Here is a 25,180-nt window from a genome sequence, read left to right as displayed (position 1 = left end):
ACAGGCCAGAGAGACGCCGAGCTTAGCATGATTGCCCGATCCGGCTTGCATGCTGGCACCTGGCTCCAGTACAAAGCCCTTTCTTTGATGGCCGCCACTGTAATCTTCACGAGAGCGGCCACTCCAATGCCTGAGTCTTTCGAGGAAGTGCGTTATGAAAAAGTGGCAATGTATTGTCTGTGGCCTGGTCTACAACGAAGCTGACGGTTGGCCGGACGACGGCATCGCTCCAGGCACCAGGTGGGAAGACGTACCCGAAGACTGGCTATGCCCGGACTGCGGTGTCGGGAAGATGGATTTCGAGATGATCGAAATCAACTGATCACATTTCAATCAGATTTCAAGGAAGGCAGCGCATGACGGCTCCAGTGGTGATTGTCGGTACAGGTCTGGCGGGTTACAACCTGGCTCGCGAGTTTCGCAAGCTCGACGGCGATACGCCGTTGTTGCTGATTACCGCCGACGACGGCCGCTCCTACTCCAAGCCGATGCTTTCCACCGGTTTCGCCAAGAACAAGGACGCCGACGGCCTTAGCATGGCCGCACCCGGCGCCATGGCCGAGCAGCTCAAGGCCGAGGTGCGCACCCACACCCGCATCAGCGGCATCGACCCGGGCCACAAACGCCTGTGGATCGGTGAAGAGCAGGTTCACTACCGCGACCTGATCCTGGCCTGGGGCGCCGAAACCGTGCGGGTGCCGGTCGAAGGCGATGCGGGCGAGCTGATCTTCCCGATCAACGACCTCGAAGACTACGCCCGTTTCCGTGCCGCCGCCGCTGGCAAGCAACGGGTGCTTATCCTCGGCGCCGGCCTGATCGGCTGTGAGTTCGCCAACGACATGAGCCTGGGTGGCTATCAGGTCGAGCTGGTGGCGCCGTGCGAGCAGGTCATGCCGACCTTGCTGCACCCGATGGCGGCAGCCGCGGTTCAGGCCGGCCTTCAAGAGCTGGGCGTGCGCTTCCACCTGGGCCCGGTACTGACCCGCCTGCAGCGGCTGGAGCAGGGCCTAGAAGCGCACTTGTCCGACGGCAGCGTGATTGCTTGCGACCTGGTGGTTTCGGCTGTTGGCCTGCGCCCACGCATCGACCTGGCCTCGGCTGCGGGGTTGCAGGTCAATCGCGGCGTAGTGGTTGATCGCCAGCTGCGTACCTCCCACGCCAACATCTTCGCCCTCGGTGATTGCGCCGAAGTCGATGGCCTCAATCTGCTGTATGTGATGCCGTTGATGAGTTGCGCCCGGGCGCTGGCGCAAACCCTGGCCGGCAACCCGACAGCGGTCGCCTACGGGCCGATGCCGGTTACGGTTAAAACCCCGGCCTGCCCGCTGGTGGTGTCGCCTGTGCCCCATGGCCGTGAGGGCCAGTGGAGCGTTGAAGGCCAGGGCGCCGACCTCAAGGTGCTCTGCCATGACGCAGACGGCCAACTGCTGGGCTATGCCCTGACCGGCACCGCCGTCATGGACAAGCTGGCTCTAAATCGGCAACTTCCGGCGCTGATGGCGTAAATAACCGGCGTTCTGTCGGATTTCCCCTGCCTTTGCCCCAACAATGGCCGCCCAGAGACTGGCGCGGCCCCTGAGGGCATGCCATTCTCACTCCGTCTGCCGCAGTTTAGAGCCTGCGGTGCCTTGGGCGCTGTTCTTCAAGAGCAGCACGGCATAACAACAAAAAAACCGTCAAAGAGGCTTCACTATGCGTAAACCAGAACTCGCCGCCGCCATTGCGGAAAAGGCTGATCTCACCAAAGAGCAAGCCAACCGCGTGCTCAACGCCGTGCTCGAAGAAATCACCGGCGCCCTGCACCGCAAGGACAGCGTGACCCTGGTCGGCTTCGGTACCTTCCTGCAGCGCCACCGCGGTGCCCGCACGGGCAAAAACCCGCAAACCGGCGAGCCGGTCAAGATCAAGGCCAGCAACACCGTTGCTTTCAAACCAGGCAAATCCCTGAAGGACAGCGTCAATCCGTGATGCCTCGCACAGATCGATTGCAGTGAAAAACGGGCACCGCACAAGGTGCCCGTTTTTTATTGCCGCCGCCCTGGCATCTGGCTAGCATACGCGGCCGCCGTCGCAAGGACGGGGAAGTGTCCAGGGAGGGCCGTGATGAAGACCGAAGGATTCGCACTAACCGCTAGCGCAGGGCAACGCCATGTATGACGGCTTGACCTTGCCCAACTACCTGGCGGGCGTTGCCGACAGCGACCTGTTCGGCAGCCTGGCCTTTGTCTGCCTGATATTGATACTCACCAGCCTGCACCGACGCTGGCGTGACCAGCTCTGGCATCGCCTGCTGACGTTCATTTGCCTGACCACCGTGGTGGTCATGGAACTGGTGGGTTCCTACTATGCGAACCTGCCGCCGGCATGAGCAAAGGCAAAGGGTTGGCCCTGGCGTTGCTGGTACTCCTGCTGCTGCCAGGCGTGACCACGCCGTTGTATTCGAACGCGCTGCTGCTGTGGATGGAGCCTGACAACTTCATCCCCGCCGAATCCTCAATGCTGACCTTCGAGCCCTACCAGATTTCCCAGGGCTCCTCGTCCTACTGGCTGTACGGCCAGGACAAGCACAACTACTACCACTTCACCTACGAAGCCGCGCACCCCTATCGCTATATCCCCCGCGACAACAACTGCCCGGGCTTCGACAGGAACGATGTGCGCAGCTGGTGCCAGGCTTTGCAAGGAAACTCCCGATGATCAAACGCTGGCTGATCGCCCTGGCCGTGCATGCGCTGGCTTGCTTCCTGTTCCTAGTGCTCAACGACATCGGGGTTCATTACTACAAGCAGATCTACGGCGGCTTCACCGCCCGCGGCGTGGCGTCTGGCGCCATTTTCTGGCTGGTGTTCGATGTGATGGTGATCTTCAGCCTGGTGATCGTTTTCGTGCCGAGGCTCAAGCACAAACTCATGATCAATGGCGCGCTGGTGGCGTTGATCATCTACTGGCTGATGCCGGATCACCCGGTGCGAACGATGTTTTTCAGCCCGCTGGCCGGTGGTCTGACTTTCCTGGCGATAATGCTTGCCCACTGGTTGGGCCGGCTGAATGTATTCAACAAGGATCGGTCTTGAAACGTAGGCACTATTTTGCCCTGGCGATGGTTGGGGCATTGGTACTTTGGGTGGGACACAACATCCAGGTATTGATCGATCGGCCAGGCGAAGTCAGGGTGGTCAGCGAGTCGGGCCGTTATCTCATGGAGAATGTGCCGGTTGGTGGCTGGCTGGTGCCTTTCGATGACCTGGCCTACCTGCGTTTCATTGACCGCAGCAATCAAAAGCAGGTTTACCGCACGCCGCTGTTCTCGCAGACCTCTTTGGACATGCGCGATTACGAAGACGACGGCACTGTCGGCATCGTCTGGATCAGCTTGTACAAGGCTGATGGGCATATCGAGATCGCCATACCCAACTGGAAGCCCCATTGGCTCAACTACTTCATCAGCAATACGCCCTATGACGTGGCCGACGAGCAGGCCGATTGCCGCAAGCCGGAAAACGCCCTGCGCTTTATCCGCGATGTGCTGGGTTACTGGCTGGGTTTCAGTGACTACTGGTGTACTCCCACTCAACAGCTGATCGACAGAGGCAAACCATGAAAGGCTTTGCGACGACGTGGCGGCAGTGGTTCTGCTCGTTCCTGCTGCTGGCCGGGGCGACAACCTGCGCTGGTGCCCCGGCGGACATGCCGGACTGCTCCGACAACGATTTTGGCGCCTTTTTCGCCGCTTTTGCCCAGAGCGAAGCGCTGCAGCAGTCGCTGGTGGCTGACCCGCTGATCGAGCAGCGGATCTACCCCGGTCGCAAGCAACCGCGTGTGGCGATCCGCAAGCTGGCCCCGGAGCAGCGCCCGTCGCTGGCCTTGCTACAGCCGGCCAAGCGTGCCGCGCTGGGGCTGGTGGTCGAGCAGGAGGGTAGCCGGCAAGTGGTGTTGCACGACACCAAGGGCGAACTGCTCAAGGTCTATACCTTTACCCGCGGCCAATGCTGGGTGTTACAGCGGATCGATGACTGGTCGCTGGCGGGCTTCTTTACCGGGCGCCAGGAGAAGGTTGCCGGCGAGCTGGATGTCGAGCGCGCCAGGCTCTATGAGAATCTGGGCAGGGCAGGGCTCTACGACAACCCTGGGCAACTGATGAACGCCGCCCTCAACAGTCTGCTCAGTGCCGCTACCAAGGGCAACAACGAGGCCGCAGTCCAGGCGGTGATCCTGATTTTTTCAGGGGATGCCGAACGACTGCCGGACTCGACCATCGTGCAGCTCCTGGAGGCGGCTATGGTCACTGAACGGGACGCCGGGGCCATGCTGGCGCACTTCGTTTGCTACGGCGAAGAGTATGCCGAGGACCGGGTCTGCCAGGACCCGGGCAAAGCGCTTCAAGCCTTGCGCCAATCGGCGAAGCTGGAGTCGCCGCGGGGGCTGGTGGAGCTTGGCTTTGCCTACGAGGCAGGCAAGCTTGGCCAGCAGGACAATGACCGCGCCATGGCTTGCTACCAGCAAGCGGCACTGGAGGCCAGCGGTTACCGCGACAGCGCCGTGGACGGTATCAAGCGCCTGAGCGACAAAGGCGTGGTCGAAGACGAGACACAGAAATGCTTGTAACTCGCCCTTACCGCCTGGCAATCGCTCTGGTTGTGCACCTGTTGGCCATTGTTACTTACCTGTGGCTGCACAACACTGGCATGACAATGTACCGGCAGATGGCCGGCGGGCTGATGTCGCGCGGCGTCGCGATCGGCATGGGCATGTACCTGATCTTCTACTTCGTGGTGTTGATGAACCTGGCGATCGCGCTGGTGCCGCGGCTCAAGTGGCGGTTGCTGCTGGCGGCGGCCATTCCTGCCGCAATCCTGCTCTACCTGTTGCCCCAGCATCCGCTGCGCGCAATGTTTTGCAGCGTGCTGGGGTTGTCTACGGCACTGGCGGCTGTCGGCGCGAACCAGTTGATTCTGTACGCGTTGAGCAGGTTCAGGCGTCAGTGAATAACCCGGTTACAAGGCCAACGGCGGCTATCATCGGGTAAAGCGTAGAGAACTATGGCGTTTTTGTAGCGAGACTATAAACTGCTTCGCCAGTCACTTTTTAGCCGAGGCGTGCACATGAAGTTTCGCTTTCTCCTTTGGGCCATGGGCCTGCTGATGGCCAAGGCCAGCCGCAACAACCCTGCCTTTCAGCAGCAACTGGCCGACAAGGACCTGGTGTTCCAGCTGCAGACCCTCGATGGCAAGGCGGCGCGCCATTTCATCGTCAAGGACCTGCGAATCAGCAGCAAATCCGGCACTCACCCTGCGCCAGCTTTCGCTATCGCCTTCAAGGATGCCGCGTTCGGTTTTGCCACCCTGCAGGCCAAGAACAAGCAACTGGCCTTCATGCAGGGGATTCAGGACAAAAGCATCCAGATCAAGGGCAACCCGGCGCTGGTGATCTGGTTCCAGGGCCTGATGAAGTACCTGAAACCGAAAAAGAAGGCCTGACCGCCAAGGTCAGGCTTACGCCTCAGTGCTGGCTGAACTGCGAGGCCAGCTCACGCAGCATGGCTTCGGCTTCCAGCACCTTGTTGACCACGTCCTCGGCTTTTTCGCGGGTCAGGTTCAGACGCTCGAGCAGCTCGTCGGGGATGCTTTCCTGCGGCCCCGAGCCGATTCCGCGCGAGCGCAGCAGGCGTACCGCCAGGCACACCAGGTTGGGGAAGGCGGCGCAGTCGCCGGCATAGGTCGGGTCGTGCTGGAAGCGCAGGGCGGTGGACAGCTCATCCGGCATGTCCCAGTAGCGCATCAGCCAGGCGCCGATCTGCTCGCGGCTGATGCCCAGCAGGTGTTGCTCGACGTAGCTGTGGCACAGGTGCGGGTTGACCTCCAGGTGCCGGCAGATCAGCGAGAAATGCGGCGGGAACACATGCGCCAGCAACAGGTAGCCGAAGTTGTGCAGCAGCCCGGCCAGGTAGGTCAGGCCCGATTCCGGGCGCTCGGCCCGTGGCATGGCCCGGGTCAGGCCCTCGATCACCGCAGCGGTATAGATCGATTGCTGCCAGTACGGCGTGGTCTGTTGCGGGTGGTCCTTGGGCAAGCTCAGGGTTTTGCCCAGCGCCAGGCCCAGGGCCAGGTTGATCACCAGGTCAAAGCCGAGTACGCGAACGATGGCGTCTTCCACCGAGCGGATCTTGCCCGGTGAGGCGTAGTAGGGCGAAGCCGCCCAGCTGACCACTTGCGCAGCAAGGGCCGGGTCGGTTTCGACCACGCCGGTGATGTCATCGATGGTGGCGTTGGGGTCGACCCGCAGCTTGATGATTTTTTGCGCGGTTTCCGCCAGCGGCGGGATCTCGATGGTGCTTTCCAGGCGCTGCTGGATGCGCCGGGCGGTGAATGCCTGGACGGCCTGGGAAATTTCTTCGCGGTCGTCGTGGGGGCGGTCGAGATTTGGGCGGATGCTGGTCAGCAGTTCGCCGAAGTTGCCGGCGCTGGCCTTGCTGAGCATCTTCTTGAAGTCGTCGCGCTCGATCTCCAGCAACAACCCGGCTTCACCGGAGTGAATCAGCAGGCGCTCGGGACGCAGCAGGCTTTCTTCGTACAGGCACGGTGAGCTGGTCAGCGCCGGAATCCCCGGGAGGATCTTCAGGCCGTGCTTTTCCAGCATGTGGCGCAGGCGCTCCAGCGGTACCGCAGCCAGCTTGCGGCCGGTCAGCTCGGTCAGGCGGCTGAGGTCGAGCAACTGGTTTTGCGGGAACAGCACCATCAACGCGCCGACTTCGTCGTCCAGCAGTACGGCCTGCACTTTGGCGGCGGCCGGCAGCTGCGGATGGTCGGTCACTTCGCGGTAGGCGATGCCGAGCTTGTCGAGCAGCAACCGGATAACAGACGGAGCGTGGGGGGTTGCGGTGTCCAGAGCAACTTCAGTCATGGTCTGTATCCAAAATTTTTTCAATCGCATGAGTATAACCAGCTTGAACCCCGGGCTGGCCGCAATCTGGGACGGGCGTCACACTTGGCCGTATTGCTGGCCGTGGCGCAGCCAGCGTTCCAGCAAGGGGCTGACGTGTGACGGCCAGCGGGCCAGCAGGGCCTGGGCGGCGTCGCGCACGGCGGGCAGCAGGTCAGCGTCGCGCATCAAGTCAGCGACCTTGAATTGCAGCAGGCCGGTCTGGCGGGTGCCGAGCATTTCACCCGGGCCGCGCAGCTCCAGGTCTTTCTCGGCGATGATGAAGCCGTCGTTGGTCTCGCGCATGATCCCCAGGCGTTCGCGGCCGATCTGCGACAGCGGCGGGTGATACAGCAGCACGCAATGGCTCACCGCGCTGCCCCTGCCAACCCGGCCGCGCAGCTGGTGCAATTGGGCCAGGCCCAGACGCTCGGGGTTCTCGATGATCATCAGGCTGGCATTGGGCACGTCGACACCAACCTCGATCACCGTGGTTGCCACCAGCAGCTGCAAATTGCCCTGCTTGAATTCGGCCATCACCGCGGCTTTCTCCGCAGGTTTCATGCGCCCGTGAATCAGGCCGACACGCAACTCGCCCAAGGCGCTGCTAAGTTCCTCGTAAGTGGTTTCGGCGGCCTGGCAGGTGAGCTCTTCAGATTCTTCGATCAGGGTGCAGACCCAGTAGGTCTGGCGCCCTTCGGCGCAGGCCGCGCGCACCCGCTCGACCACTTCGAAGCGCCGGCTGTCGGTTACCAGCACGGTGTTGACCGGGGTGCGGCCTGGCGGCAATTCGTCGAGGATCGAGGTGTCCAGGTCGGCATAGGCGCTCATGGCCAGGGTGCGCGGGATCGGCGTGGCGGTCATGATCAGCTGGTGCGGGCACAGTTGACCGCCCACGCCTTTCTGGCGCAGGGCCAGGCGCTGCTGCACGCCGAAGCGGTGCTGTTCGTCGATGATCGCCAGGGCCAGGTTCTTGAACTTCACTTCTTCCTGGAACAGGGCATGGGTGCCGACCACCATCGGGGCGCCGGCGGCGATCTGTTCCAGGGCGCTGCTGCGTGCCTTGCCCTTGAGCTTGCCGGCCAGCCAGGCGACTTCGATGCCCAGCGGCTCCAGCCAGCGCTTGAAGGTGATGAAATGCTGCTCGGCGAGGATCTCGGTGGGTGCCATCAGCGCCACCTGGTAACCGGCTTCCAGCGCTTGCAGGGCAGCGAGGGCAGCGACCACGGTCTTGCCGGCGCCGACATCACCCTGCACCAGGCGCAGCATCGGCTCCGGCTGGCTGAGGTCGTAGGCGATCTCGTTGCCCACGCGTTGCTGGGCACCGGTTGGTGCAAAGCCGAGGTTGGCCAGGTACTGCTGGGGCAAGCGGCTGGCCTTGGGCAATACCGGCGCACGCTGGGCGCGCAGGCTTTCGCGCAGGCGCTGCTGGGACAGCTGGTGGGTCAGCAGCTCTTCGAACGCCAGGCGGTGCTGGGCCCAATGGTGGCCTTCGGCGAGCTCATCGACGTCGGCATCGGCCGGTGGGTGGTGCAGGTAGCGGATCGCATCGTCCAGCGGCGCCAGTTGGTAATCCCGGGCCAGTTCGTCCGGTAGCCAGTCCGGCAGGCTGCGCGGGCCGAGCAGGGCCAGGCTCTGCTGGCACAGCTGGCGCAGGCGCTGCTGGGTCAGGCCTTCGGTGGTCGGGTAGATCGGGGTCAGGGTCTGCTCCACCGGGGCCGGCTCGTCGCCGGTCAGCGCGCGGTATTCCGGGTGGTAGATTTCCAGCCCGGAAGCACCCGGGCGCGCTTCACCGTAGCAGCGCAGGTGGGTGCCGCGCTTGAGGCCTTCCTTCTGCGCGTTGCTGAAGTGGTAGAAGCGCAGGCTCAGAACGCCGCTGCCGTCGCCCAGGCGCACCAGCAGGCTGCGGCGCTTGCCCATGACCACGTCGGTGCCACTGACCACGCCTTCGATCACTGCATCCTGGCCCGGGCGCAGGGCGCCGATGGGCACCACGCGGGTGCGGTCCTGATAGCGCAGCGGCAGGTGGAACAGCACGTCCTGGAGATTCTCCAGGCCGACCTTGGCGAGTTTTTCGGCCATGGCCTCGCCGACTCCCTTGAGCGCGGTCACCGAGACCTGGGACAACTCCGGCATGGTGCTTTCCTACTGGCTCGCGGCGGGTTTGGCGACCGAGCACAGGCGGATCGAGTCAGCGAGGATCTCGATGGCCTTGGGCCGCGGGAAGCTGGCGCGCCAGGCGATGGCCACGGTGCGAAACGGCGCCGGTGGGCTCAGCGGGCGCACTTCGATCACGCCCGGGGCGTAATGGTGGCTGTGCACTGCCGACAGCGGCAGGATCGATACGCCCAGGCCCGAAGCGACCATGTGGCGAATGGTTTCCAGCGAGCTGGACTCGACCGTGGTGTGCTTGGCGCCGTCGCTGCCTTTGGCCAGGGTCGGGCACGCTTCAAGCACCTGGTCACGGAAGCAGTGGCCTTCACCGAGCAGCAGCAGGCTCTTGTCGTTGAGCAGGCTGGCGTCGATGGTTTCTTTCTGGGTCCATGGATGCTCGCTGGGCATCAGCACGTAGAACGGCTCGTCGTACAGCGGCAGGGTCAGTACGTCGGCTTCGTTGAACGGCAGGGCGATGATCACTGCGTCCAGCTCGCCATTGCGCAGCTTGTCGCGCAGGATGTGGGTGAAGTTCTCTTCGATGTACAACGGCATCTGCGGGGCGACCCGGTGCAGTTGCGGGATCAGGTGCGGGAACAGGTAGGGGCCGACGGTGTAGATCGCGCCGACTTTCAGCGGGGCGGTCAGCTGGTTCTTGCCGGCCTGGGCCAGCTCGCGAATGCCCTGGGCCTGCTCGAGTACCTTTTGCGCCTGGGCAACGATGCCTTCGCCGACCGGGGTCAGGCGTACCGCGCTTTTGCTGCGCTCGAAGATCAGTACACCCAGCTCGTCCTCAAGCTTCTTGACGCCGACCGACAGGGTCGGCTGGCTGACGTGGCAGCGTTCGGCGGCGTGGCCGAAGTGCTGCTCCTGGGCGAGGGTGACGATGTAGCGCAATTCTGTGAGGGTCATAACGTGCGTCCATGAAGTTGCGGCCCCAGCATAGCGGCTGCAATCGATAGACGCACGTTATCAGACTTGCTCGTTTGTGACAGAAACAAAGCGTTAGCGTTTGTCCAGCGAGTAGACGAAAGGCGCGATCACTTCAATGCTGCCGTTGTTGAGCAGTTCTTTAGGCGGCGGTGGCACCGGTTGCGCGCGACGGATCATCTCCAGGGTCGCCCGATCCAGTGCCGCGCTGCCCGATCCACCAGCCAGGGCATAGGAGAGGATCTTGCCCTCGCCATCGACCACGAAGCGCAGGCGGTTGATGCCTTCCATACGCATGCGCCGGGCGTTTTCCGGGTAGCGCTTGTACTTCGCCAGGTGTCGCAGCAGATCGCTCTGCCAGGTCGGCAGGGCATTGCTGTTGGTGGCGATGCTCGGCGCCGGAGCCGCCGATTTCTGCGACGGTGCGGTGGTTGGCGGTGTATCGACCACTTCCTCGTCGGCCGGCTTTTCCTGCGGCGGCTCAGGCTTTTTCTCGGGCTTGGGCGGCTGCGGTTTGGCCTTTGGCTTGACCTGCTTGGCAATGGCGATTTTCGGTTTCGGCGCCTCGGCCAGTTTCGGCAGCGGCGGTTCTTCGACCGGCGCTGGCGGCTGTGGCGGGGTGACCACCTTGGGTGGAGGTGGCGGGGCCGGTTCGGGCATCGGGGCCATTTCGATCATCATTGCCGCAGGCGGCAACTCGATCGCTTGGGGCACCGACCAATTGAGCGTCAGCAACACGGCAACGGCATGGATACCCAGCACAATCGCCAGACTACTGCTGTAACGCGCCAGCTTATGCCGCGTCTTGATCATTTCTTGGCTGCCGTCTCAAGGCCGACCAGACCGACTTTCAGGTAACCGGCCGCGCGCAGCGTGTTCATGACTTCCATCAGATCGCCGTAATCCACCCCTTTATCGGCCTGGAAGAAGATCGTGGTGTCCTTGTCGCCCTTGGTCTTGGCGTCGAGAATCGCGCCGAGCTGGTCACGCTGGACCTGCTCGTCACCGACGTACAGGTTCTGGTCAGCCTTGACGCTGAGGAACACCGGCTTCTCGGGCCTCGGCGCCGGTTTTGCGGTCGAGGCGGGCAGGTCGACCTTGATGTCGACGGTTGCCAGCGGCGCTGCCACCATGAAGATGATCAGCAGGACCAACATGACGTCGATGAACGGCGTGACGTTGATTTCGTGGTTTTCGGCGAGGTCGTCGCCACCTTCGTTAAGATGCAGGCCCATGGCTTAGCCCACTTTAACCATGTGAGGTGCCGCGGCGCGATCGCCTGGCTGGTGGTCCAGGTCGCGGCTGACCAGCAGCAGGACTTCGGCCGAGGCATCGGACACCTGCGCCTTGTAACCGGCAATGGAGCGGGCGAAGACGTTGTAGATGACCACCGCAGGGATCGCTGCAACCAGGCCCAGGGCGGTGGCCAGCAGGGCTTCGGCGATACCCGGGGCAACCACGGCGAGGTTGGTGGTCTGGGTCTTGGCGATGCCGATGAAGCTGTTCATGATGCCCCAGACGGTACCGAACAGACCGACGAACGGCGCGGTGGAACCGATGGTGGCGAGGACGCCGGTGCCGCTGCTCATGTTGCGGCCGCTGGCAGCTACCAGGCGCTCAAGGCGGAAGCTGACGCGCTCCTTGATGCCTTCTTTCTCGCGGGTATTGGCCGACAGGCGCATTTCATCCAGGGCATCGTGGACCAGGATGTGGGCCAGGGTGCCTTCTTTGTTGGCGCTGTCGCTGGCTTCCTTGAGGGTGGTGGCACGCTTGAGGGCGGCGATCTCGCCACGCAGGCGACGCTTGGCGCCCAGCAGCTCGAAGCCTTTGGCGATCCAGATGGTCCAGGTAATGATCGAGGCGATGGCCAGGCCGATCATGACGATCTTCACCACGATGTCGGCGTTCTTGTACATGCCCCATGGCGACAGGTCGTGGGCCATGCCCAGGCTGGTATCTTCAACCAGTGCTTCAACGCTTTCGTCAGCCGGGCTGGCGGCCTGGCCATCAACCGGAGCAACAGCAGGCGCGGCAGCCGGATCGGTCGGCGCAGCAGCCTGTTCGGCACCCGGTGCGGCCGGTGCAACGGCGGCGGCTGGAGTGGCGGGTGCGGTGGTCGGCTCATCGGCCAGGGCGGCGGGTGCCATCACCAGGCTGAGCATCAGCGCGGCAACGGCGCGCCATGCGCGCGACGTGGTTGGCGAAGCGGAAGGTTGGATACGTGTCATGCTGGCCTGACCTGATGAAGAAGAAAGAGGTGGTTGTCCTTCCAGGCCTCGAGACAGGCCGAGAACAAAATTGGGTGGCCATTATTGCAAGTAATTCTTGTTAGCAGAAGTAATAAAGTTACTTTTTTTCCATCATAGCTAGCCGCCTATCGATTTATTTGGATAGGCTGGGCCTTTGATTTGCGGAGTTTCAGGATGTCTGCGCCCTCAGTTCTGATCGTCGGTTGTGGCGATGTCGGTGGCCGTCTGGCCAAGCAATTGTTGGCCTCTGGCTGGCCGGTGAGCGGCTTGCGCCGCAGTGTTGGCCAATTGCCAGAGGGGGTGACGGCGATCGCTGCCGACTTGAATGACTCGCGTTGCCCGGCCGACTGGCCGGTTGACGCTCCGGATTACCTGGTCTACAGCGTTGCCGCCAGCCAGCATGACGAAGCCGGTTACCAGGCCGCTTATGTCGAGGGCCTGCGCAACGTGCTGGCCTGGCTGGCCGAGCGCGGGCAAAAGCCGCGGCGCCTGCTGTTTGTCTCGAGCAGCAGCGTGTATGCGCAAAAGGACGGCGAGTTGATTGACGAAACTGCTGCCGTGGCGCCTGAAGGCTATTCGGGCAAGGTCATGCTCGAAGCCGAGCAACTGGCCCTGGCCAGCGGCATCCCGGCGACCATCGTGCGCCTTACGGGCATCTACGGCCCGGGTCGCGAGTGGCTGCTCAGCCAGGTCCGCCAGGGTTATCGAGTAACCGAAGAGCCGCCGCTGTACGGCAACCGCATTCACGCTGAAGATGCTGCCGGGCTGCTGGCGTTCTTGCTCAAGAGCGATCAGCAAGGCAAGGCTGTGGACGACTGCTACATCGGTGTCGATGACGCGCCGGCGCCGCTGTTTGACGTGGTTGCCTGGCTGCGCGAGTACATGGGCGTTACCCAGTGGTCGGAACAGGAGCGGGTGCGCCGTGCCGGTAGCAAGCGCTGCAGCAACGCCCGGGCCCGGGCACTGGGCTGGGCGCCACAGTACCCAAGCTACAAGGAAGGCTATGCGGCCATCCTTGCCGGTAGCAATTAACCCTTACTGACGCTCAAGCAGCCAGCGACGAGGGCCAGGTTGCAGATCGGGCATCTCGTCGGCCTGGGCCTTGTTGACGGCCTGGAAGATTTCCAGCTGTTTGCCGTCGCGCTTGAAAATCCACGGGTTGCCCTGCTGGTTGCGTTCCAGCCACAGGCTGTCGTGCTCGCCGCTCATGGCCGCGCAATCACCAGCCAGGCACAGCGCGTAGCGATCCAGGCCGGGCAGGCCGTCGAGGCTGCCGTTGGCGCGAAAATGCGCCACTGCACCCTGTCCCGGGCCCTCGACAATCTTCCAGTCGCCACCCATGTAAGCCTTGTACAGCTCGGTTTCAAAGGTGGTGCCAGCTGGCGCATCAATGGGTGCCGGGGTTTCGGCGCGCTGGAAGCTCTGCTGCGGGTTGGCGTCACTGGCCGCTTGAACCAGTTCGTCGCCGTCCAGGCTCAGCGTCTCGGCGTAGTTACCGTAGAAATCGACTTCCCACTGGCCATCTTTGAGCGCCTTGAGCTTGCCGTCGCCCGCTTCAAAGCCATTGCTGAAGGTGGCCTGGCTGGCGGCAACGTTGACCTTCCACTCAAGGTTCGGGCCGTTGGCGAGCAGGGCCTGGCGCAGGTTGGAGCCTTTGGCGGCAGCGTCGATGGCGTTCTGGTTGATCCAGGTACCGTTGAGGTCTTCCGGGCTGTGGCTGGCGCAGCCGCTCAACAGGGTGGCGAGCAGCGACAGGGCGAGCGCGTAGCGCATGGCGGGGGTCCTTGCAGGGGCGGGGGATGAGGGCGCACCGGGCGGCGCGCCCTCGGGGGTGTTACTCGATGACCAGGATGGCATCCATTTCAACCTGCGAGCCTTTCGGCAGGGCAGCAACGCCAATGGCGGCGCGGGCCGGGTACGGCTGGTCGAAGTACTTGCCCATGATCTCGTTGACCTTGGCGAAGTGGCTGAGGTCGGTGAGGAAGATGTTCAGCTTGACGATGTCCTTGAACGAACCGCCAGCGGCTTCAGCAACGGCCTTGAGATTTTCGAAGACCTGGACGGTCTGGGCTTCGAAGCCTTCGACCAGTTCCATGGTTTTCGGGTCCAGCGGGATCTGCCCGGACATGTACACCGTGTTGCCGGCCTTGATCGCCTGGGAATAGGTGCCGATGGCGGCTGGGGCCTTGTCACTGGTGATGACGGTCTTGGTCATGATGACTCCTTGCTGTTATTGGGCTACGCACGCATGCGGGTGATTCGGATCACCCCGGTCAGGGCGCGCAGTTTCTTGATCACGCGTGCCAGGTGCACACGGTCGTGCACGCTGACCACCAGTTGGACCACGCTGATGCGACCATCGCGTTCATCCATGCTGATTTTCTCGATATTGCCGTCGGCGGCGTTGACGCTGCTGGCCAGCAGCGCGATCAGGCCGCGCTGGTGCTCAAGCTCGACGCGCAGCTCGACGTTGAATTCGCCGGTGACATCCTTGGCCCAGGACAGCTGGATGCATTTTTCCGGGTTGTGGCGGATTTCGCTGATGTTGCGGCAGTTTTCCAGGTGTACCACCATGCCTTTGCCCGCCGACAGGTGACCGACAATCGGGTCGCCCGGGATCGGCGTGCAGCATTTGGCGTAGCTCAACACCAGGCCTTCGGTGCCGCGAATGGCCAGCGGGCCTTCCGGGCTTGGCAGTTGCTCGCCTTCGGTGGACAGCAGGCGGCGGGCCACTACGTAGGCCATGCGGTTGCCCAGGCCGATGTCTTCGAGCAGGTCTTCGATCAGCTCCAGGCGGTATTCGCCGAGCATGGCCTGGATGCGCTCCTGGGGGATCTTGTCCAGGGCGCTGTCGAAGCCGTTGAGAACCTTGTTCAGCAGGCGTTCGCCGAGGCTGATGGATTCCGAGCGGCGCTGCAGTTTGAGCGCATGGCGGATGTGCGTACGGGCCTTGCCGGTCACCACGAAGTTGAGCCAGGCCGGGTTCGGTCGCGCCCCCGGGGCGCTGACGATCTCGACCGTCGAGCCGCTCTGCAGCGGTTCGGACAGCGGCGCCAGGCGGCGGTTGATGCGGCAGGCAATGCAGCTGTTGCCGACGTCGGTGTGCACCGCGTAGGCGAAGTCGACCGCCGTGGAGCCTTTGGGCAGCTCCATGATCCGGCCCTTGGGCGTGAACACATAGACCTCGTCCGGGAACAGGTCGATCTTCACGCTCTCGATGAATTCAAGGGAGTTGCCCGCGCGTTGCTGCATTTCCAGCACGCCTTTGACCCATTGGCGCGCCCGGGCATGGGTGCCCTTGGGCTGCTCGTCGTCACTGGACTTGTACAGCCAGTGGGCGGCGATGCCGTTGTTGGCCATCTCTTCCATTTCGCGGGTGCGGATCTGGATCTCGATCGGGACCCCGTGCATGCCGAACAGCGTGGTATGCAGCGACTGGTAGCCGTTGGCCTTGGGGATCGCGATGTAATCCTTGAAGCGCCCCGGCAGCGGCTTGTACAGGTTGTGCACGGCGCCCAGCACGCGGTAGCAGGTGTCGACCTTGTCGACGATGATGCGGAACGCGTAGACGTCCATGATCTCGTTGAAGGCCCGGCGTTTGCCGCGCATCTTCTTGTAGATGCCATAGAGGTGCTTCTGCCGGCCGCTGACTTCGCCTTCGATACCGTCGACCGCCAGGCAGTGGGCCAGCGACTCTTCGATCTTGTTGACGATTTCCTTGCGGTTGCCGCGGGCGCGCTTGACCGCCTGGTAGATGCGCGCCGAGCGCATCGGGTGCATGGCCTTGAAGCCGAGGTCTTCGAACTCTACGCGCACACTGTGCATGCCCAGGCGGTTGGCGATGGGGGCGTAGATTTCCAGGGTTTCTTTGGCGATGCGCCGGCGTTTTTCGCCGGACAGCACTTCGAGGGTGCGCATGTTGTGCAGGCGGTCGGCCAGCTTGACCAGGATCACACGGATATCCCGGGCCATGGCCATGGCCATTTTCTGGAAGTTTTCCGCCTGGGCTTCGGCCTTGGTCTCGAAGTTCATCTGGGTCAGCTTGCTGACGCCGTCGACCAGTTCGGCCACGGTTTCGCCAAATTGCGAGCTGAGTGCTTCCTTGGCGATGCCGGTGTCTTCGATCACGTCATGAAGCATGGCGGCCATCAGGCTCTGATGGTCCATGTGCATGTCGGCAAGGATGCTTGCCACCGCCAGCGGGTGCGTGACGTAGGCTTCGCCGCTGCGACGGCGCTGGCCGTCGTGGGCTTGTTCGGCGTAGAAATACGCCCGGCGCACCAGGTTGACCTGGTCGGCGCCGAGGTAGGTCGACAAGCGATCGGCGAGGGCGTCTATGCTCGGCATGGGATTACCTCTTGCCAAGGGACGATGACCGGTGCCGTACTACGTCGACCAGGCATGGGCTTAGACCGCCTCGTTGGTCTCGTCACCCTCGCCGAACGCGAACATTGGCTCAACTTGAGTCTGGATCGACTCTGCAGCCATGAACTCATCAGTGCAGATGCCTTCAGCGATTTCGCGCAGGGCCATGACGGTAGGTTTGTCGTTTTCCCATGGCAGCTTCGGCTCTTTGCCGCCGGTGGCCAGTTGACGGGCACGTTTGGTGGAGAGCATGACCAGCTCAAAACGGTTAGCCACGTGTTCTAGGCAGTCTTCAACGGTTACGCGGGCCATGGTCTTCCTCAAGTAGCAAATGCGGAGTTCAGCCCGAAAGGGCGAGCGGACTCGATAGTTTAAAAAATCACCAGCCTTTAGGGAAGCGCTGATTTCATTTCGAGCCCTTGATACCTCGACGATACCTACTTGCAGGGCTCTAGCACAACTGTCTTGTACGCGTGCTCAATTCAATAGCATCGCGGGGCAAGCCCGCTCCTACAGAGGTTCTGTGGCAGCGGACTTGCCCCGCGAGGACGATTTCACTGGCGACCCAAGGCATCGCGCAGGCGCGGGGTCAATTCGTCGAACAGCGTCTGCACTGAACGCAAGGCGCGGCAATCGGGGCGGGTCAGCAGCCAGACTTCGGTGTCGCAGCCGGGCAGGGCAGCGCTCAGCGATTCGACGCCGGGCAGGGTATGGGCCATGTAGTCTGGCAGGGCCGCCACGCCCAGGCCGGCGGTTACCAGCTGGGCAATCGCCGAGATGCTGCTGCAACGGTAGCGCGGCATGACCCCGGGCAGGTGTTCGCTGCGCCAGACCACGGTGGGGTGGTCCTGCATGGTGTCGTCCGGGGCTATCCACGGCAGCGCCGCCGGCGCGTCCTTGAGCTTGTCGCGAAACTCTTCGCGGCCGCACACCACATAGGACGCCGATCCCAGGCAGCGCCCGACCAGGTGCTCCGGCGGGGTGTTGGTCAGGCGCAGGGCCAGGTCGGCATCGCGCCGGCTGAGGTTGGCAAAGGTGTTGGAGGTCGCCAGCTCCAGCGACAGCGCCGGATACGCCGGCATGAACTCGGCCAGCGCTGGCAGCAACAGGCTGTGCAGCACGGCGTCGGTGCAGGTCAGGCGCACCGTGCCGCTGACCACCTGCTCACCGAGTTCCAGCGCCACCCGCGCGGCATCCAGTGCCTGCTCGGCGCGTTCGGCCTGCTCGGCCAGGGCCTGGGCGGTACCGGTGGGGATGTAGCCTTTGCGGCTTTTGACGAACAACGCGGTACCCAGGGCGGCTTCCATGCGCCGGATCGAACGAAAAACAGTCGATACATCGACCTTCAGCAGCTCGGCGGCCTTGGCCAGGGAGCGGCCGCGGACCAGTGCAAGCACCAGGGAAAGGTCGGCGTGGCTGATCTGATATTGCATGGATGCACTCTTTACTTGCCTAAATGCCAATGTCTGTTGCGTGGGGGCCATTCTATAGTGAGGCGGCAGTCGTGAATCAAGTCGCGACGTTGTCAGAAAAATCTGGAACGTCCGTGCGAACCCACGGCGTTCAGCTGTTCCCCACGATGGGACCACTTAAAAAGAACAAATGAAACCATCGCCGCTCTCGATAGCGCAGTAGTACCTCCTCCATGTCGTTCGATAAAAAATCAAAGGATGCCTAGCCATGACGTCGGTCTCCCCGTGCGCCATCCCTCTCGATGAGATGGGCGAATTTCTCCAGGCCCACCCTGAGGTGCAATTTGTCGATCTGCTGATTGCAGACATGAACGGCGTGGTGCGTGGCAAGCGCATCGAGCGTGCAAGCCTGGTTAAAGTCTACGAAAAAGGCATCAACCTGCCGGCTTCGCTGTTTGCCCTGGACATCAACGGCTCGACCGTCGAAAGCACCGGCCTGGGCCTGGACATCGGCGATGCCGACCGCATCTGCTTCCCGATCCCCGGTACCTTGGCCTACGAGCCGTGGCAGAAGCGTCCGACCGCGCAATTGCTGATGACCATGCATGAACTGGACGGTACGCCATTCTTCGCCGACCCGCGGGAAGTGCTGCGCAGCGTGGTGGAGAAGTTCGATGCGCTGGGCCTGGATATTTGCGCGGCGTTTGAGCTTGAGTTCTACCTGATCGACCAGGACAACCTCAACGGCCGCCCGCAACCGCCGCGTTCGCCGATCTCCGGCAAGCGCCCGCAGTCGACCCAGGTGTACCTGATCGACGATCTCGACGAATACGTCGATTGCCTGCAGGACATGCTTGAAGCCGCCAAGGAGCAGGGCATCCCGGCGGATGCGATCGTCAAGGAAAGCGCCCCGGCGCAGTTCGAGGTCAACCTGCACCACGTTGCCGACCCGATGAAGGCCTGCGACTACGCGGTGTTGCTCAAGCGCCTGATCAAGAACATCGCCTACGACCATGAAATGGACTCCACTTTCATGGCCAAGCCCTATCCGGGCCAGGCCGGTAACGGCCTGCACGTGCATATCTCGTTGCTGGACAAAAAAACCGGCAAGAACATCTTCACCAGCGAAGACCCCGAGCAAAGCGAAACCCTGCGCCACGCCATTGGTGGCGTGCTCGAGACCATGCCGGCGTCAATGGCCTTCCTGTGCCCGAACATCAACTCCTACCGGCGTTTCGGTGCCCAGTTCTACGTGCCCAACGCGCCGAGCTGGGGGCTGGACAACCGCACCGTAGCGGTCCGCGTGCCGACCGGCAGCAGCGATGCCGTGCGAATCGAGCACCGGGTTGCCGGCGCCGACGCCAACCCGTACTTGATGATGGCGGCCATTCTCGCCGGCATCCACCACGGCCTGACCAACCAGATCGAGCCGGGAGCGCCTATCGAGGGCAACTCCTACGAGCAGCTGGAGCAGAGCCTGCCGAACAACCTGCGCGATGCGCTGCGTGAGCTCGATGACAGTGAAGTGCTGAACAAGTACATCAGCCCCGACTACATCGATATTTTTGTCGCCTGCAAGGAAAGCGAGATGGCCGAGTTCGAGGTGTCGATTTCCGACCTCGAATACAACTGGTACCTGCACACGGTGTGACGCCGGAGAAAACAACAATGACAACAGCACCACGCCAACACTGGGAACAGCTTTTCCAGGGCCTGAACATCGAAGGCCGCGCCTTCATCGACGGCCAGTACTGCGCCAGTGTGTCCGGCGAGACTTTCGAGTGTTCAAGCCCGGTCGACGGCCGCCAGCTGGCGCAGATCGCCAGCTGTGACAGCGCCGATGCCGAACGCGCCGTCGCTGCGGCCCGGCGCAGTTTCGACAGTGGCGTCTGGGCCAACCAGGCGCCGGCCCAGCGCAAGCGGGTGCTGATTGCTTTTGCAGATTTGCTTCTGGCCAATGCTGAAGAACTGGCATTGCTCGAGACCCTGGACATGGGCAAGCCGATTGCCGATGCCCTGAGCATCGACATTCCGGCGGCGGCCAACGCCATCCGCTGGAACGCTGAAGCCATCGACAAGATTTACGATGAAGTTGCTGCGACCCCGTCCGACCAGCTGGGTTTGGTCACCCGCTCGCCGGTCGGCGTGGTCGCGGCCATTGTTCCGTGGAACTTTCCACTGATGATGGCCTGCTGGAAACTCGGCCCGGCCCTGGCCACCGGTAACTCGGTGATCCTCAAGCCGTCCGAAAAATCGCCGCTGACCGCCATTCGTATCGCCCAACTGGCGATCGAAGCCGGTTTGCCGGCGGGTGTCCTCAACGTGCTGCCAGGTTACGGCCACACCGTCGGCAAGGCCCTGGCCCTGCACATGGACGTCGATACCCTGGTGTTCACCGGCTCCACCCGCATCGCCAAGCAGCTGATGGTCTACGCCGGCGAGTCGAACATGAAGCGCGTCTGGCTCGAAGCCGGTGGCAAGAGCCCGAATATCGTCTTCGCCGACGCCCCGGACCTGCAGGCCGCCGCCGAAGCTGCGGCCAGCGCTATCGCCTTCAACCAGGGCGAAGTGTGCATTGCCGGCTCGCGTCTGTTGGTTGAGCGCTCGATCAAGGACCAGTTCCTGCCGATGGTGGTCGAGGCCCTCAAGGCCTGGAAGCCCGGCCATGCGCTGGACCCGGACACCCGCGTCGGCGCCCTGGTCGACACCACCCAACTGGACACCGTGCTCGGTTACATCGAAGCCGGCAAGGCTGACGGTGCCACCCTGGTCACCGGTGGCGAGCGGGTGCTGGAAGACACCTGCGGTGTTTACGTGCAGCCAGCGATCTTCGATGGCGTGACCAATGCCATGCGTATCGCCCGCGAAGAAATCTTCGGCCCGGTGCTGTCGGTGATCACCTTCGATAGCGCCGAACAAGCCATCGACATTGCCAACGACTCGCCCTTCGGCCTGGCGGCGGCGGTGTGGACCAGCAACATTTCCCGTGCCCACAACACCGCTCGCGCCCTGCGTGCTGGCAGTGTCTGGGTCAACCAGTACGACGGCGGCGACATGACCGCACCGTTTGGCGGCTTCAAGCAGTCGGGTAATGGCCGGGACAAATCGTTGCACGCTTTCGACAAATACACCGAACTCAAGGCGACCTGGATCAAGCTGTAAGGGAGGGTGAACCCATGCAAACTACCGCAGCAATGCCGCCTTTGATTGGCGTTTCCGCTTGCCGCCAGCAACTGGGCAAGAACTCGTCGCACACCGTGGGCGACAAATATGTCGAGGCCGCAGGCTTTGCCGGGATCCCCCTGATCCTCCCGGCCAGGGCCGAGCCCAGCGACCCGCGCCGCGTACTGGAGCGGCTCGATGGCATTCTTTTTACCGGTTCGCCTTCAAATGTCGAGCCGCATCATTACAATGGCGCCCCCAGCGTGGAAGGGACCCAGCACGACGTGTTTCGCGATCGACTGACCCTGCCGCTGCTGCAGGCGGCGATTGCCGACGGCGTGCCGGTGTTCTGCATCTGCCGTGGTTTCCAGGAACTCAACGTGGCCCTCGGTGGCACCCTGCACCAGCGGGTGCAGGAACTGCCGGGTTACCTGGATCATCGCGAGCCGCAGGACGCCCCGCTGGAAGAACAGTACAGCCCCCGTCACCTGGTCACTGTCCAGCCCGGCGGGTTGTTCGAACGCCTGGGGATGGAGCACAGCTTCATGGTCAATTCGCTGCACAGCCAGGGTATCGATCGCCTGGCTGGCGGCTTGCGCGCCGAGGCATTGGCCCCCGACGGGCTGATCGAAGCGGTGTCGATGCAAGACGCCCCAGGCTTTGTGGTCGGCGTGCAATGGCACCCCGAGTACCGTTTTGCCGACAACCCGGTCTCGCTGCGCCTGTTCCAGGCATTTCGTGAGGCATGCCTGACCCGTGCCATGGGCGAGCGGATCCGGGAGAAGATCCTATGAGGTCAGCCGGTTGATCCGGGCTTGAAGTACCACGCAACAGGTTTCAATGAGTGAAAGCGGACACCCCGCGGGGCGTCCTGAAAAACAATACCAATATTGGCGGCAACTACTCATGAGTGAACACAAAGCAGGCCTGTCCCCAGGTGAGGGCGGGCGATCCAAGGGGCTGGCCAAGGGCCGGCTCGGACTGCTGGCCAGCATCGTGCTGGGCATTTCCACCATCGCTCCGGTCTACACCCTGACTGGTGCGTTGGGCCCGACCGTGCGTGAAGTCGGGGCTCATCTGCCGGCGGTATTCATCGTTGGCTTCCTGCCGATGCTGCTGGTGGCCCTGGGTTACCGCGAACTGAATGCGGCCGAGCCGGACAGCGGTACTTCCTTTACCTGGTCGGCACGGGCGTTCGGCCCGATGATCGGCTGGATTGGCGGCTGGGGGCTGGTTACCGCAACCACCATCGTGCTGTCCAACCTGGCCGGGGTGGCCGTCGACTTCTTCTATCTATTCCTTGGGCAGATCACCGGCAGCCACGAGGTGGCTGCGCTGAGCGACAACCTGTTGGTCAATGTCGTCACCTGTTGCGTGTTCATCGCCATGGCGGTGTGGATCTGCTGTCGCGGCATCGCCACGACCATGACCGTGCAGTACGGCCTGGTGGCCTTGCAGCTGGTGGTGCTGCTGGGCTTTGCCATGGCGGCGTTTGGCGAGTCGTCGGCGACGCCACCGCTGGCGTTCGACCTGGACTGGTTCAACCCCTTCGGCGTTGAGTCGTTCTCGGCCTTTACCGCCGGCCTGTCGCTGTCGATCTTCATTTTCTGGGGCTGGGACGTGTGCCTGAGCATCAGTGAAGAATCGGTCGGCAGCGGTGATACCCCTGGCCGTGCGGCGACCCTGACGGTGCTGCTGATTCTTGGCCTGTACCTGGTCACAGCAATCGCTACCCTGCAATTCGCCGGTATCGGTGACATTGGCCTGGGCCTGAACAACCCGCGCATCCAGGAAAACGTCTTCGCTCACCTGGCCGGCCCGGTCATGGGGCCGCTGGCTATCCTGATGTCGATCGCGGTGCTGGCCAGCACTGCCGCCTCGCTGCAGTCCACCTTCGTGTCACCGGCGCGCACGTTGCTGGCCATGGGTTACTACGGCGCTGTGCCCGAGCGTTTCGCCAGCATCTGCCCGCGCTCGAAAACCCCGCGCTACGCCACCATCTGCGCCGGCATGGCGGCAGGTGTGTTCTACGTGACCATGCGTACCTTGAGCGAAAACGTCCTGGCAGACACCATCACCGCCCTGGGCATGATGATCTGCTTCTACTATTCGCTGACTGCCTATGCTTGCGTCTGGTACTTCCGCCACAGCCTGTTCGACAGCGTGCGGCACTTCCTGATGCGTGGCCTGTGCCCGCTGCTTGGCGGTGGCATCCTTTCGGTGATTTTCCTGCAGACAGCCATCGACAGCGCTTCGCCGTCGTTCGGCAGCGGTTCACATGTGGGCGGGTTGGGCCTGGTGTTCGTGATCGCAATGATCATCACCGTACTCGGCCTGGTGCTGATGATGCTGTCGCGTCTGCGCGCGCCGGCGTTCTTCCTGGGCATGACCCTGCATCGTCACGCCACGGTCTCCAGCCGCCGCTAAGCGGCTGGAGCGGCAGGTTGCTCAGGCAAGCAATTGCTTGAGCAGCTGGCCATGACGCTGCTGCTGGTTGGCTTGCAGCAGGCGATTGGCGCGGAACACCGCCTTGAGGTCTTCCAGTGCCGTGGCGAAGTCATCGTTGATGATGACAAAGTCATACTCGTCGTAGTGACTCATCTCGCTCACTGCTTCACGCATCCGTCCTTCGATGATCTCGTCGCTGTCCTGGCCGCGGTTGGTCAGGCGCTGGCGCAGGGCTTCCTGGGTCGGCGGCAGGATGAAGATCGAGCGCGCCTCGGGCATCAGCGTGCGCACCTGCTGGGCGCCTTGCCAGTCGATCTCGAGGATCAGGTCCTGGCCCTGGTCGAGCGCCTGTTGCAGCGCGCTGCGCGAAGTCCCGTAGAAGTTACCGAAGACTTCGGCCTGTTCGAGGAAGTCGCCTTGCTCGATCATCAGCTTGAACTCGGTGTGCTCGACGAAGTGATAGTTCACGCCGTGCACTTCGCCCGGGCGCATGGCCCGGGTGGTGTGCGAGACCGACACCTGGATGCTGTTGTCAGCATCGATCAGGGCTTTGACCAGGCTGGTCTTGCCGGCGCCGGAGGGGGCCGAAACGATGTAAAGGGTGCCGCTGCTGTGATTCATGGTCGGGGTGGCCTTACTCAATGTTCTGTACTTGTTCACGCATCTGCTCGATCAGTACCTTGAGGTTGACCGCGGACTGGGTGCTGCGTGGGTCGAAGGCTTTGGAGCCCAGGGTATTGGCTTCGCGGTTGAGCTCCTGCATCAGGAAGTCCAGGCGCCGGCCGGCGGCGCCGCCGGACTTGAGCACGCGGCGCACTTCGGTGACGTGGGTGCTCAAGCGGTCGAGTTCTTCGGCGACGTCGCTCTTTTGCGCGAGCATGACCATCTCTTGCTCCAGGCGCTGCGGGTCGAGCTCGGCCTGCATGTCGCTGAAGCGGTCGAGGATCTTCTGCCGTTGCGCCGCGAGCATCTGCGGCACCAGGGCGCGCAAGGTGGTGACCTCGCTGGCCATGTTGTCCAGGCGCTCGTTGATCAGTCGCGCGAGTTCTGCGCCTTCGCGGTTGCGGCCGTTCTTCAGCTCGTTCAGGGCCTCTTCGAACAGGGCCATGGCCTCGCTGTTGAGCGCCTGCGGGTCGGCGGCATCGGCAACCAGCACGCCGGGCCAGGCCAGAACCTCGAGCGGGTTGAGCGGCGCCGGCTGCTTGATCAGGCTGGCGACTGTCTCGGCGGCGGCAACCAGTTGCGCGGCGCGCTCGCGATCAACCTGCAGGGCCTTGCCGTTGTTTTCTTCGTTGAAGCGCAGGGTGCATTCGACCTTGCCGCGCGACAGGCCCTGGCGCAGGCTTTCGCGCACGGCGCCCTCGAGGTCGCGGAAGGCTTCTGGCAGACGCAGGTGCGGCTCCAGGTAACGATGATTGACTGAGCGCAGTTCCCAGATCAGGGTGCCCTGGCTACCGGCGCGCTCGACTCGAGCAAAAGCGGTCATGCTGTGCACCATGGGAAGTACCTCGCGCAAAAGATGAAGGAAAGCCAAGCGGCTGA

At 62.9% G+C, this 25,180-nt stretch carries 28 protein-coding genes; 15 read left to right on the top strand and 13 right to left on the bottom strand.

From position 1 onward, the window contains the following. The first annotated feature begins 154 nt into the window (after window positions 1-154). The 10 genes from LOY54_RS27030 (at window position 155) to LOY54_RS26985 (ending at window position 5,477) form a co-directional block, all read left to right on the top strand. Window positions 155-322: a rubredoxin gene (locus tag LOY54_RS27030; RefSeq protein WP_045199533.1), complete on the top strand. Its 168-nt coding sequence runs from the start codon at window positions 155-157 to the stop codon at window positions 320-322. Window positions 323-356: 34 nt separating this feature from the next. Then, the gene (locus LOY54_RS27025) at window positions 357-1,505 is read left to right on the top strand and encodes an NAD(P)/FAD-dependent oxidoreductase (RefSeq protein ID WP_093377970.1); all 1,149 of its coding nucleotides are present in this window, start codon (window positions 357-359) and stop codon (window positions 1,503-1,505) included. A gap of 187 nt (window positions 1,506-1,692) precedes the next feature. Next, complete coding sequence (locus tag LOY54_RS27020) at window positions 1,693-1,968, top strand: HU family DNA-binding protein (RefSeq protein ID WP_003213368.1); 276 nt, start codon at window positions 1,693-1,695, stop codon at window positions 1,966-1,968. A gap of 181 nt (window positions 1,969-2,149) precedes the next feature. Beyond that, a complete protein-coding gene (locus tag LOY54_RS27015) occupies window positions 2,150-2,368 on the top strand; it encodes a hypothetical protein (protein WP_045199537.1) in 219 nt (72 codons plus the stop codon). Further along, window positions 2,365-2,697, top strand: coding sequence for a hypothetical protein (locus tag LOY54_RS27010; RefSeq protein WP_045199539.1), 333 nt, complete (start codon window positions 2,365-2,367; stop codon window positions 2,695-2,697). The genes LOY54_RS27015 and LOY54_RS27010 overlap by 4 nt, the downstream gene beginning before the upstream one ends. Beyond that, window positions 2,694-3,074: a hypothetical protein gene (locus tag LOY54_RS27005; protein ID WP_213602873.1), complete on the top strand. Its 381-nt coding sequence runs from the start codon at window positions 2,694-2,696 to the stop codon at window positions 3,072-3,074. The genes LOY54_RS27010 and LOY54_RS27005 overlap by 4 nt, the downstream gene beginning before the upstream one ends. Beyond that, the gene (locus tag LOY54_RS27000; RefSeq protein ID WP_258608644.1) at window positions 3,071-3,601 is read left to right on the top strand and encodes a hypothetical protein; all 531 of its coding nucleotides are present in this window, start codon (window positions 3,071-3,073) and stop codon (window positions 3,599-3,601) included. The genes LOY54_RS27005 and LOY54_RS27000 overlap by 4 nt, the downstream gene beginning before the upstream one ends. Beyond that, window positions 3,598-4,605 (top strand): sel1 repeat family protein, encoded by a 1,008-nt coding sequence (locus tag LOY54_RS26995; RefSeq protein ID WP_093377984.1) that lies wholly within the window; start codon window positions 3,598-3,600, stop codon window positions 4,603-4,605. The genes LOY54_RS27000 and LOY54_RS26995 overlap by 4 nt, the downstream gene beginning before the upstream one ends. Next, complete coding sequence (locus LOY54_RS26990; RefSeq protein ID WP_045199545.1) at window positions 4,596-4,985, top strand: hypothetical protein; 390 nt, start codon at window positions 4,596-4,598, stop codon at window positions 4,983-4,985. The genes LOY54_RS26995 and LOY54_RS26990 overlap by 10 nt, the downstream gene beginning before the upstream one ends. 117 nt (window positions 4,986-5,102) lie before the next feature. Further along, the gene (locus LOY54_RS26985; protein ID WP_045199547.1) at window positions 5,103-5,477 is read left to right on the top strand and encodes a helicase; all 375 of its coding nucleotides are present in this window, start codon (window positions 5,103-5,105) and stop codon (window positions 5,475-5,477) included. Window positions 5,478-5,499: 22 nt separating this feature from the next. Here LOY54_RS26985 and LOY54_RS26980 read toward each other — a convergent pair whose 3' ends face one another. The 6 genes from LOY54_RS26980 to exbB all read right to left on the bottom strand — a co-directional run bounded on the left by LOY54_RS26980 (window position 5,500) and on the right by exbB (window position 12,230). Beyond that, window positions 5,500-6,900, bottom strand: a complete 1,401-nt coding sequence (locus LOY54_RS26980) for an aminoacyl-tRNA deacylase and HDOD domain-containing protein (RefSeq protein ID WP_045199549.1) — start codon at window positions 6,898-6,900, stop codon at window positions 5,500-5,502. Between the two features lie 78 nt (window positions 6,901-6,978). Continuing rightward, on the bottom strand, window positions 6,979-9,054 hold the full coding sequence (gene recG, locus LOY54_RS26975; protein WP_093377989.1) for an ATP-dependent DNA helicase RecG: 2,076 nt from the start codon (window positions 9,052-9,054) through the stop codon (window positions 6,979-6,981). 9 nt (window positions 9,055-9,063) lie between these two features. Further along, window positions 9,064-9,984, bottom strand: coding sequence for a hydrogen peroxide-inducible genes activator (locus tag LOY54_RS26970; protein ID WP_045199553.1), 921 nt, complete (start codon window positions 9,982-9,984; stop codon window positions 9,064-9,066). A 93-nt stretch (window positions 9,985-10,077) separates the two neighbouring features. Then, a complete protein-coding gene (locus LOY54_RS26965; protein ID WP_045199555.1) occupies window positions 10,078-10,815 on the bottom strand; it encodes an energy transducer TonB in 738 nt (245 codons plus the stop codon). Next, window positions 10,812-11,237: a TonB system transport protein ExbD gene (gene exbD / locus LOY54_RS26960; RefSeq protein WP_045199557.1), complete on the bottom strand. Its 426-nt coding sequence runs from the start codon at window positions 11,235-11,237 to the stop codon at window positions 10,812-10,814. The genes LOY54_RS26965 and exbD overlap by 4 nt, the downstream gene beginning before the upstream one ends. Before the next feature lie 3 nt (window positions 11,238-11,240). Continuing rightward, window positions 11,241-12,230 carry a tonB-system energizer ExbB gene (gene exbB, locus LOY54_RS26955; protein WP_093377992.1) on the bottom strand — a complete coding sequence of 330 codons (990 nt, stop codon included), beginning with the start codon at window positions 12,228-12,230 and terminating at the stop codon, window positions 11,241-11,243. 195 nt (window positions 12,231-12,425) lie between these two features. Between exbB and LOY54_RS26950 the strand changes: the two genes are divergently transcribed. Next, entirely contained in the window at window positions 12,426-13,283 is an 858-nt protein-coding gene (locus LOY54_RS26950) for an SDR family oxidoreductase (RefSeq protein ID WP_258608642.1), read from the top strand. Between the two features lie 3 nt (window positions 13,284-13,286). Here LOY54_RS26950 and LOY54_RS26945 read toward each other — a convergent pair whose 3' ends face one another. The 5 genes from LOY54_RS26945 to LOY54_RS26925 all read right to left on the bottom strand — a co-directional run bounded on the left by LOY54_RS26945 (window position 13,287) and on the right by LOY54_RS26925 (window position 18,049). Continuing rightward, window positions 13,287-14,024 (bottom strand): hypothetical protein, encoded by a 738-nt coding sequence (locus LOY54_RS26945; RefSeq protein WP_045199564.1) that lies wholly within the window; start codon window positions 14,022-14,024, stop codon window positions 13,287-13,289. 61 nt (window positions 14,025-14,085) lie between these two features. After that, window positions 14,086-14,466 carry a RidA family protein gene (locus LOY54_RS26940; protein ID WP_003229509.1) on the bottom strand — a complete coding sequence of 127 codons (381 nt, stop codon included), beginning with the start codon at window positions 14,464-14,466 and terminating at the stop codon, window positions 14,086-14,088. A 23-nt stretch (window positions 14,467-14,489) separates the two neighbouring features. Further along, window positions 14,490-16,598: a bifunctional GTP diphosphokinase/guanosine-3',5'-bis pyrophosphate 3'-pyrophosphohydrolase gene (gene spoT / locus LOY54_RS26935; protein WP_045199568.1), complete on the bottom strand. Its 2,109-nt coding sequence runs from the start codon at window positions 16,596-16,598 to the stop codon at window positions 14,490-14,492. A gap of 60 nt (window positions 16,599-16,658) precedes the next feature. Beyond that, the gene (rpoZ, locus tag LOY54_RS26930; protein ID WP_045199570.1) at window positions 16,659-16,928 is read right to left on the bottom strand and encodes a DNA-directed RNA polymerase subunit omega; all 270 of its coding nucleotides are present in this window, start codon (window positions 16,926-16,928) and stop codon (window positions 16,659-16,661) included. Between the two features lie 242 nt (window positions 16,929-17,170). Further along, the gene (locus tag LOY54_RS26925) at window positions 17,171-18,049 is read right to left on the bottom strand and encodes a LysR family transcriptional regulator (protein ID WP_045199572.1); all 879 of its coding nucleotides are present in this window, start codon (window positions 18,047-18,049) and stop codon (window positions 17,171-17,173) included. 247 nt (window positions 18,050-18,296) lie between these two features. Between LOY54_RS26925 and LOY54_RS26920 the strand changes: the two genes are divergently transcribed. From LOY54_RS26920 to LOY54_RS26905, 4 genes are all read left to right on the top strand, one after another. Beyond that, window positions 18,297-19,679 carry a glutamine synthetase family protein gene (locus tag LOY54_RS26920; protein WP_045199574.1) on the top strand — a complete coding sequence of 461 codons (1,383 nt, stop codon included), beginning with the start codon at window positions 18,297-18,299 and terminating at the stop codon, window positions 19,677-19,679. A gap of 17 nt (window positions 19,680-19,696) precedes the next feature. Then, on the top strand, window positions 19,697-21,190 hold the full coding sequence (locus LOY54_RS26915; RefSeq protein ID WP_045199576.1) for an aldehyde dehydrogenase: 1,494 nt from the start codon (window positions 19,697-19,699) through the stop codon (window positions 21,188-21,190). Between the two features lie 14 nt (window positions 21,191-21,204). Then, a complete protein-coding gene (locus tag LOY54_RS26910) occupies window positions 21,205-21,984 on the top strand; it encodes a gamma-glutamyl-gamma-aminobutyrate hydrolase family protein (protein WP_045199578.1) in 780 nt (259 codons plus the stop codon). Between the two features lie 112 nt (window positions 21,985-22,096). After that, a complete protein-coding gene (locus LOY54_RS26905) occupies window positions 22,097-23,617 on the top strand; it encodes an APC family permease (protein ID WP_258608638.1) in 1,521 nt (506 codons plus the stop codon). 21 nt (window positions 23,618-23,638) lie between these two features. Here LOY54_RS26905 and gmk read toward each other — a convergent pair whose 3' ends face one another. Beyond that, entirely contained in the window at window positions 23,639-24,259 is a 621-nt protein-coding gene (gene gmk, locus LOY54_RS26900) for a guanylate kinase (protein ID WP_045199581.1), read from the bottom strand. 13 nt (window positions 24,260-24,272) lie between these two features. Then, window positions 24,273-25,136: a YicC/YloC family endoribonuclease gene (locus LOY54_RS26895; protein ID WP_045199583.1), complete on the bottom strand. Its 864-nt coding sequence runs from the start codon at window positions 25,134-25,136 to the stop codon at window positions 24,273-24,275. Window positions 25,137-25,180: the final 44 nt, after the last annotated feature.

Source organism: Pseudomonas sp. B21-032, from assembly GCF_024748965.1.
Taxonomy (GTDB): Bacteria; Pseudomonadota; Gammaproteobacteria; order Pseudomonadales; family Pseudomonadaceae; genus Aquipseudomonas.
The sequence above is the reverse complement of the archived record's forward strand: the minus strand, read 5'-3'. Positions and strand labels throughout refer to the sequence as shown.

Coding starts and splice junctions, on each gene's coding strand:
- LOY54_RS26895 (WP_045199583.1), bottom strand. CDS start 25,136: ATGGTGCACAGCATGACCGCTTTTGCTCGAGTCGAGCGCGCCGGTAGC.
- LOY54_RS26990 (WP_045199545.1), top strand. CDS start 4,596: ATGCTTGTAACTCGCCCTTACCGCCTGGCAATCGCTCTGGTTGTGCAC.
- LOY54_RS26980 (WP_045199549.1), bottom strand. CDS start 6,900: ATGACTGAAGTTGCTCTGGACACCGCAACCCCCCACGCTCCGTCTGTT.
- LOY54_RS27025 (WP_093377970.1), top strand. CDS start 357: ATGACGGCTCCAGTGGTGATTGTCGGTACAGGTCTGGCGGGTTACAAC.
- LOY54_RS26950 (WP_258608642.1), top strand. CDS start 12,426: ATGTCTGCGCCCTCAGTTCTGATCGTCGGTTGTGGCGATGTCGGTGGC.
- LOY54_RS27005 (WP_213602873.1), top strand. CDS start 2,694: ATGATCAAACGCTGGCTGATCGCCCTGGCCGTGCATGCGCTGGCTTGC.
- exbB (WP_093377992.1), bottom strand. CDS start 12,230: ATGACACGTATCCAACCTTCCGCTTCGCCAACCACGTCGCGCGCATGG.
- LOY54_RS26940 (WP_003229509.1), bottom strand. CDS start 14,466: ATGACCAAGACCGTCATCACCAGTGACAAGGCCCCAGCCGCCATCGGC.
- LOY54_RS26920 (WP_045199574.1), top strand. CDS start 18,297: ATGACGTCGGTCTCCCCGTGCGCCATCCCTCTCGATGAGATGGGCGAA.
- LOY54_RS26995 (WP_093377984.1), top strand. CDS start 3,598: ATGAAAGGCTTTGCGACGACGTGGCGGCAGTGGTTCTGCTCGTTCCTG.
- LOY54_RS26905 (WP_258608638.1), top strand. CDS start 22,097: ATGAGTGAACACAAAGCAGGCCTGTCCCCAGGTGAGGGCGGGCGATCC.
- LOY54_RS27020 (WP_003213368.1), top strand. CDS start 1,693: ATGCGTAAACCAGAACTCGCCGCCGCCATTGCGGAAAAGGCTGATCTC.
- LOY54_RS26925 (WP_045199572.1), bottom strand. CDS start 18,049: ATGCAATATCAGATCAGCCACGCCGACCTTTCCCTGGTGCTTGCACTG.
- exbD (WP_045199557.1), bottom strand. CDS start 11,237: ATGGGCCTGCATCTTAACGAAGGTGGCGACGACCTCGCCGAAAACCAC.
- spoT (WP_045199568.1), bottom strand. CDS start 16,598: ATGCCGAGCATAGACGCCCTCGCCGATCGCTTGTCGACCTACCTCGGC.
- LOY54_RS26910 (WP_045199578.1), top strand. CDS start 21,205: ATGCAAACTACCGCAGCAATGCCGCCTTTGATTGGCGTTTCCGCTTGC.
- LOY54_RS26985 (WP_045199547.1), top strand. CDS start 5,103: ATGAAGTTTCGCTTTCTCCTTTGGGCCATGGGCCTGCTGATGGCCAAG.
- LOY54_RS26970 (WP_045199553.1), bottom strand. CDS start 9,984: ATGACCCTCACAGAATTGCGCTACATCGTCACCCTCGCCCAGGAGCAG.
- recG (WP_093377989.1), bottom strand. CDS start 9,054: ATGCCGGAGTTGTCCCAGGTCTCGGTGACCGCGCTCAAGGGAGTCGGC.
- LOY54_RS27010 (WP_045199539.1), top strand. CDS start 2,365: ATGAGCAAAGGCAAAGGGTTGGCCCTGGCGTTGCTGGTACTCCTGCTG.
- LOY54_RS27015 (WP_045199537.1), top strand. CDS start 2,150: ATGTATGACGGCTTGACCTTGCCCAACTACCTGGCGGGCGTTGCCGAC.
- LOY54_RS26945 (WP_045199564.1), bottom strand. CDS start 14,024: ATGCGCTACGCGCTCGCCCTGTCGCTGCTCGCCACCCTGTTGAGCGGC.
- LOY54_RS26965 (WP_045199555.1), bottom strand. CDS start 10,815: ATGATCAAGACGCGGCATAAGCTGGCGCGTTACAGCAGTAGTCTGGCG.
- gmk (WP_045199581.1), bottom strand. CDS start 24,259: ATGAATCACAGCAGCGGCACCCTTTACATCGTTTCGGCCCCCTCCGGC.
- rpoZ (WP_045199570.1), bottom strand. CDS start 16,928: ATGGCCCGCGTAACCGTTGAAGACTGCCTAGAACACGTGGCTAACCGT.
- LOY54_RS27030 (WP_045199533.1), top strand. CDS start 155: ATGAAAAAGTGGCAATGTATTGTCTGTGGCCTGGTCTACAACGAAGCT.
- LOY54_RS26915 (WP_045199576.1), top strand. CDS start 19,697: ATGACAACAGCACCACGCCAACACTGGGAACAGCTTTTCCAGGGCCTG.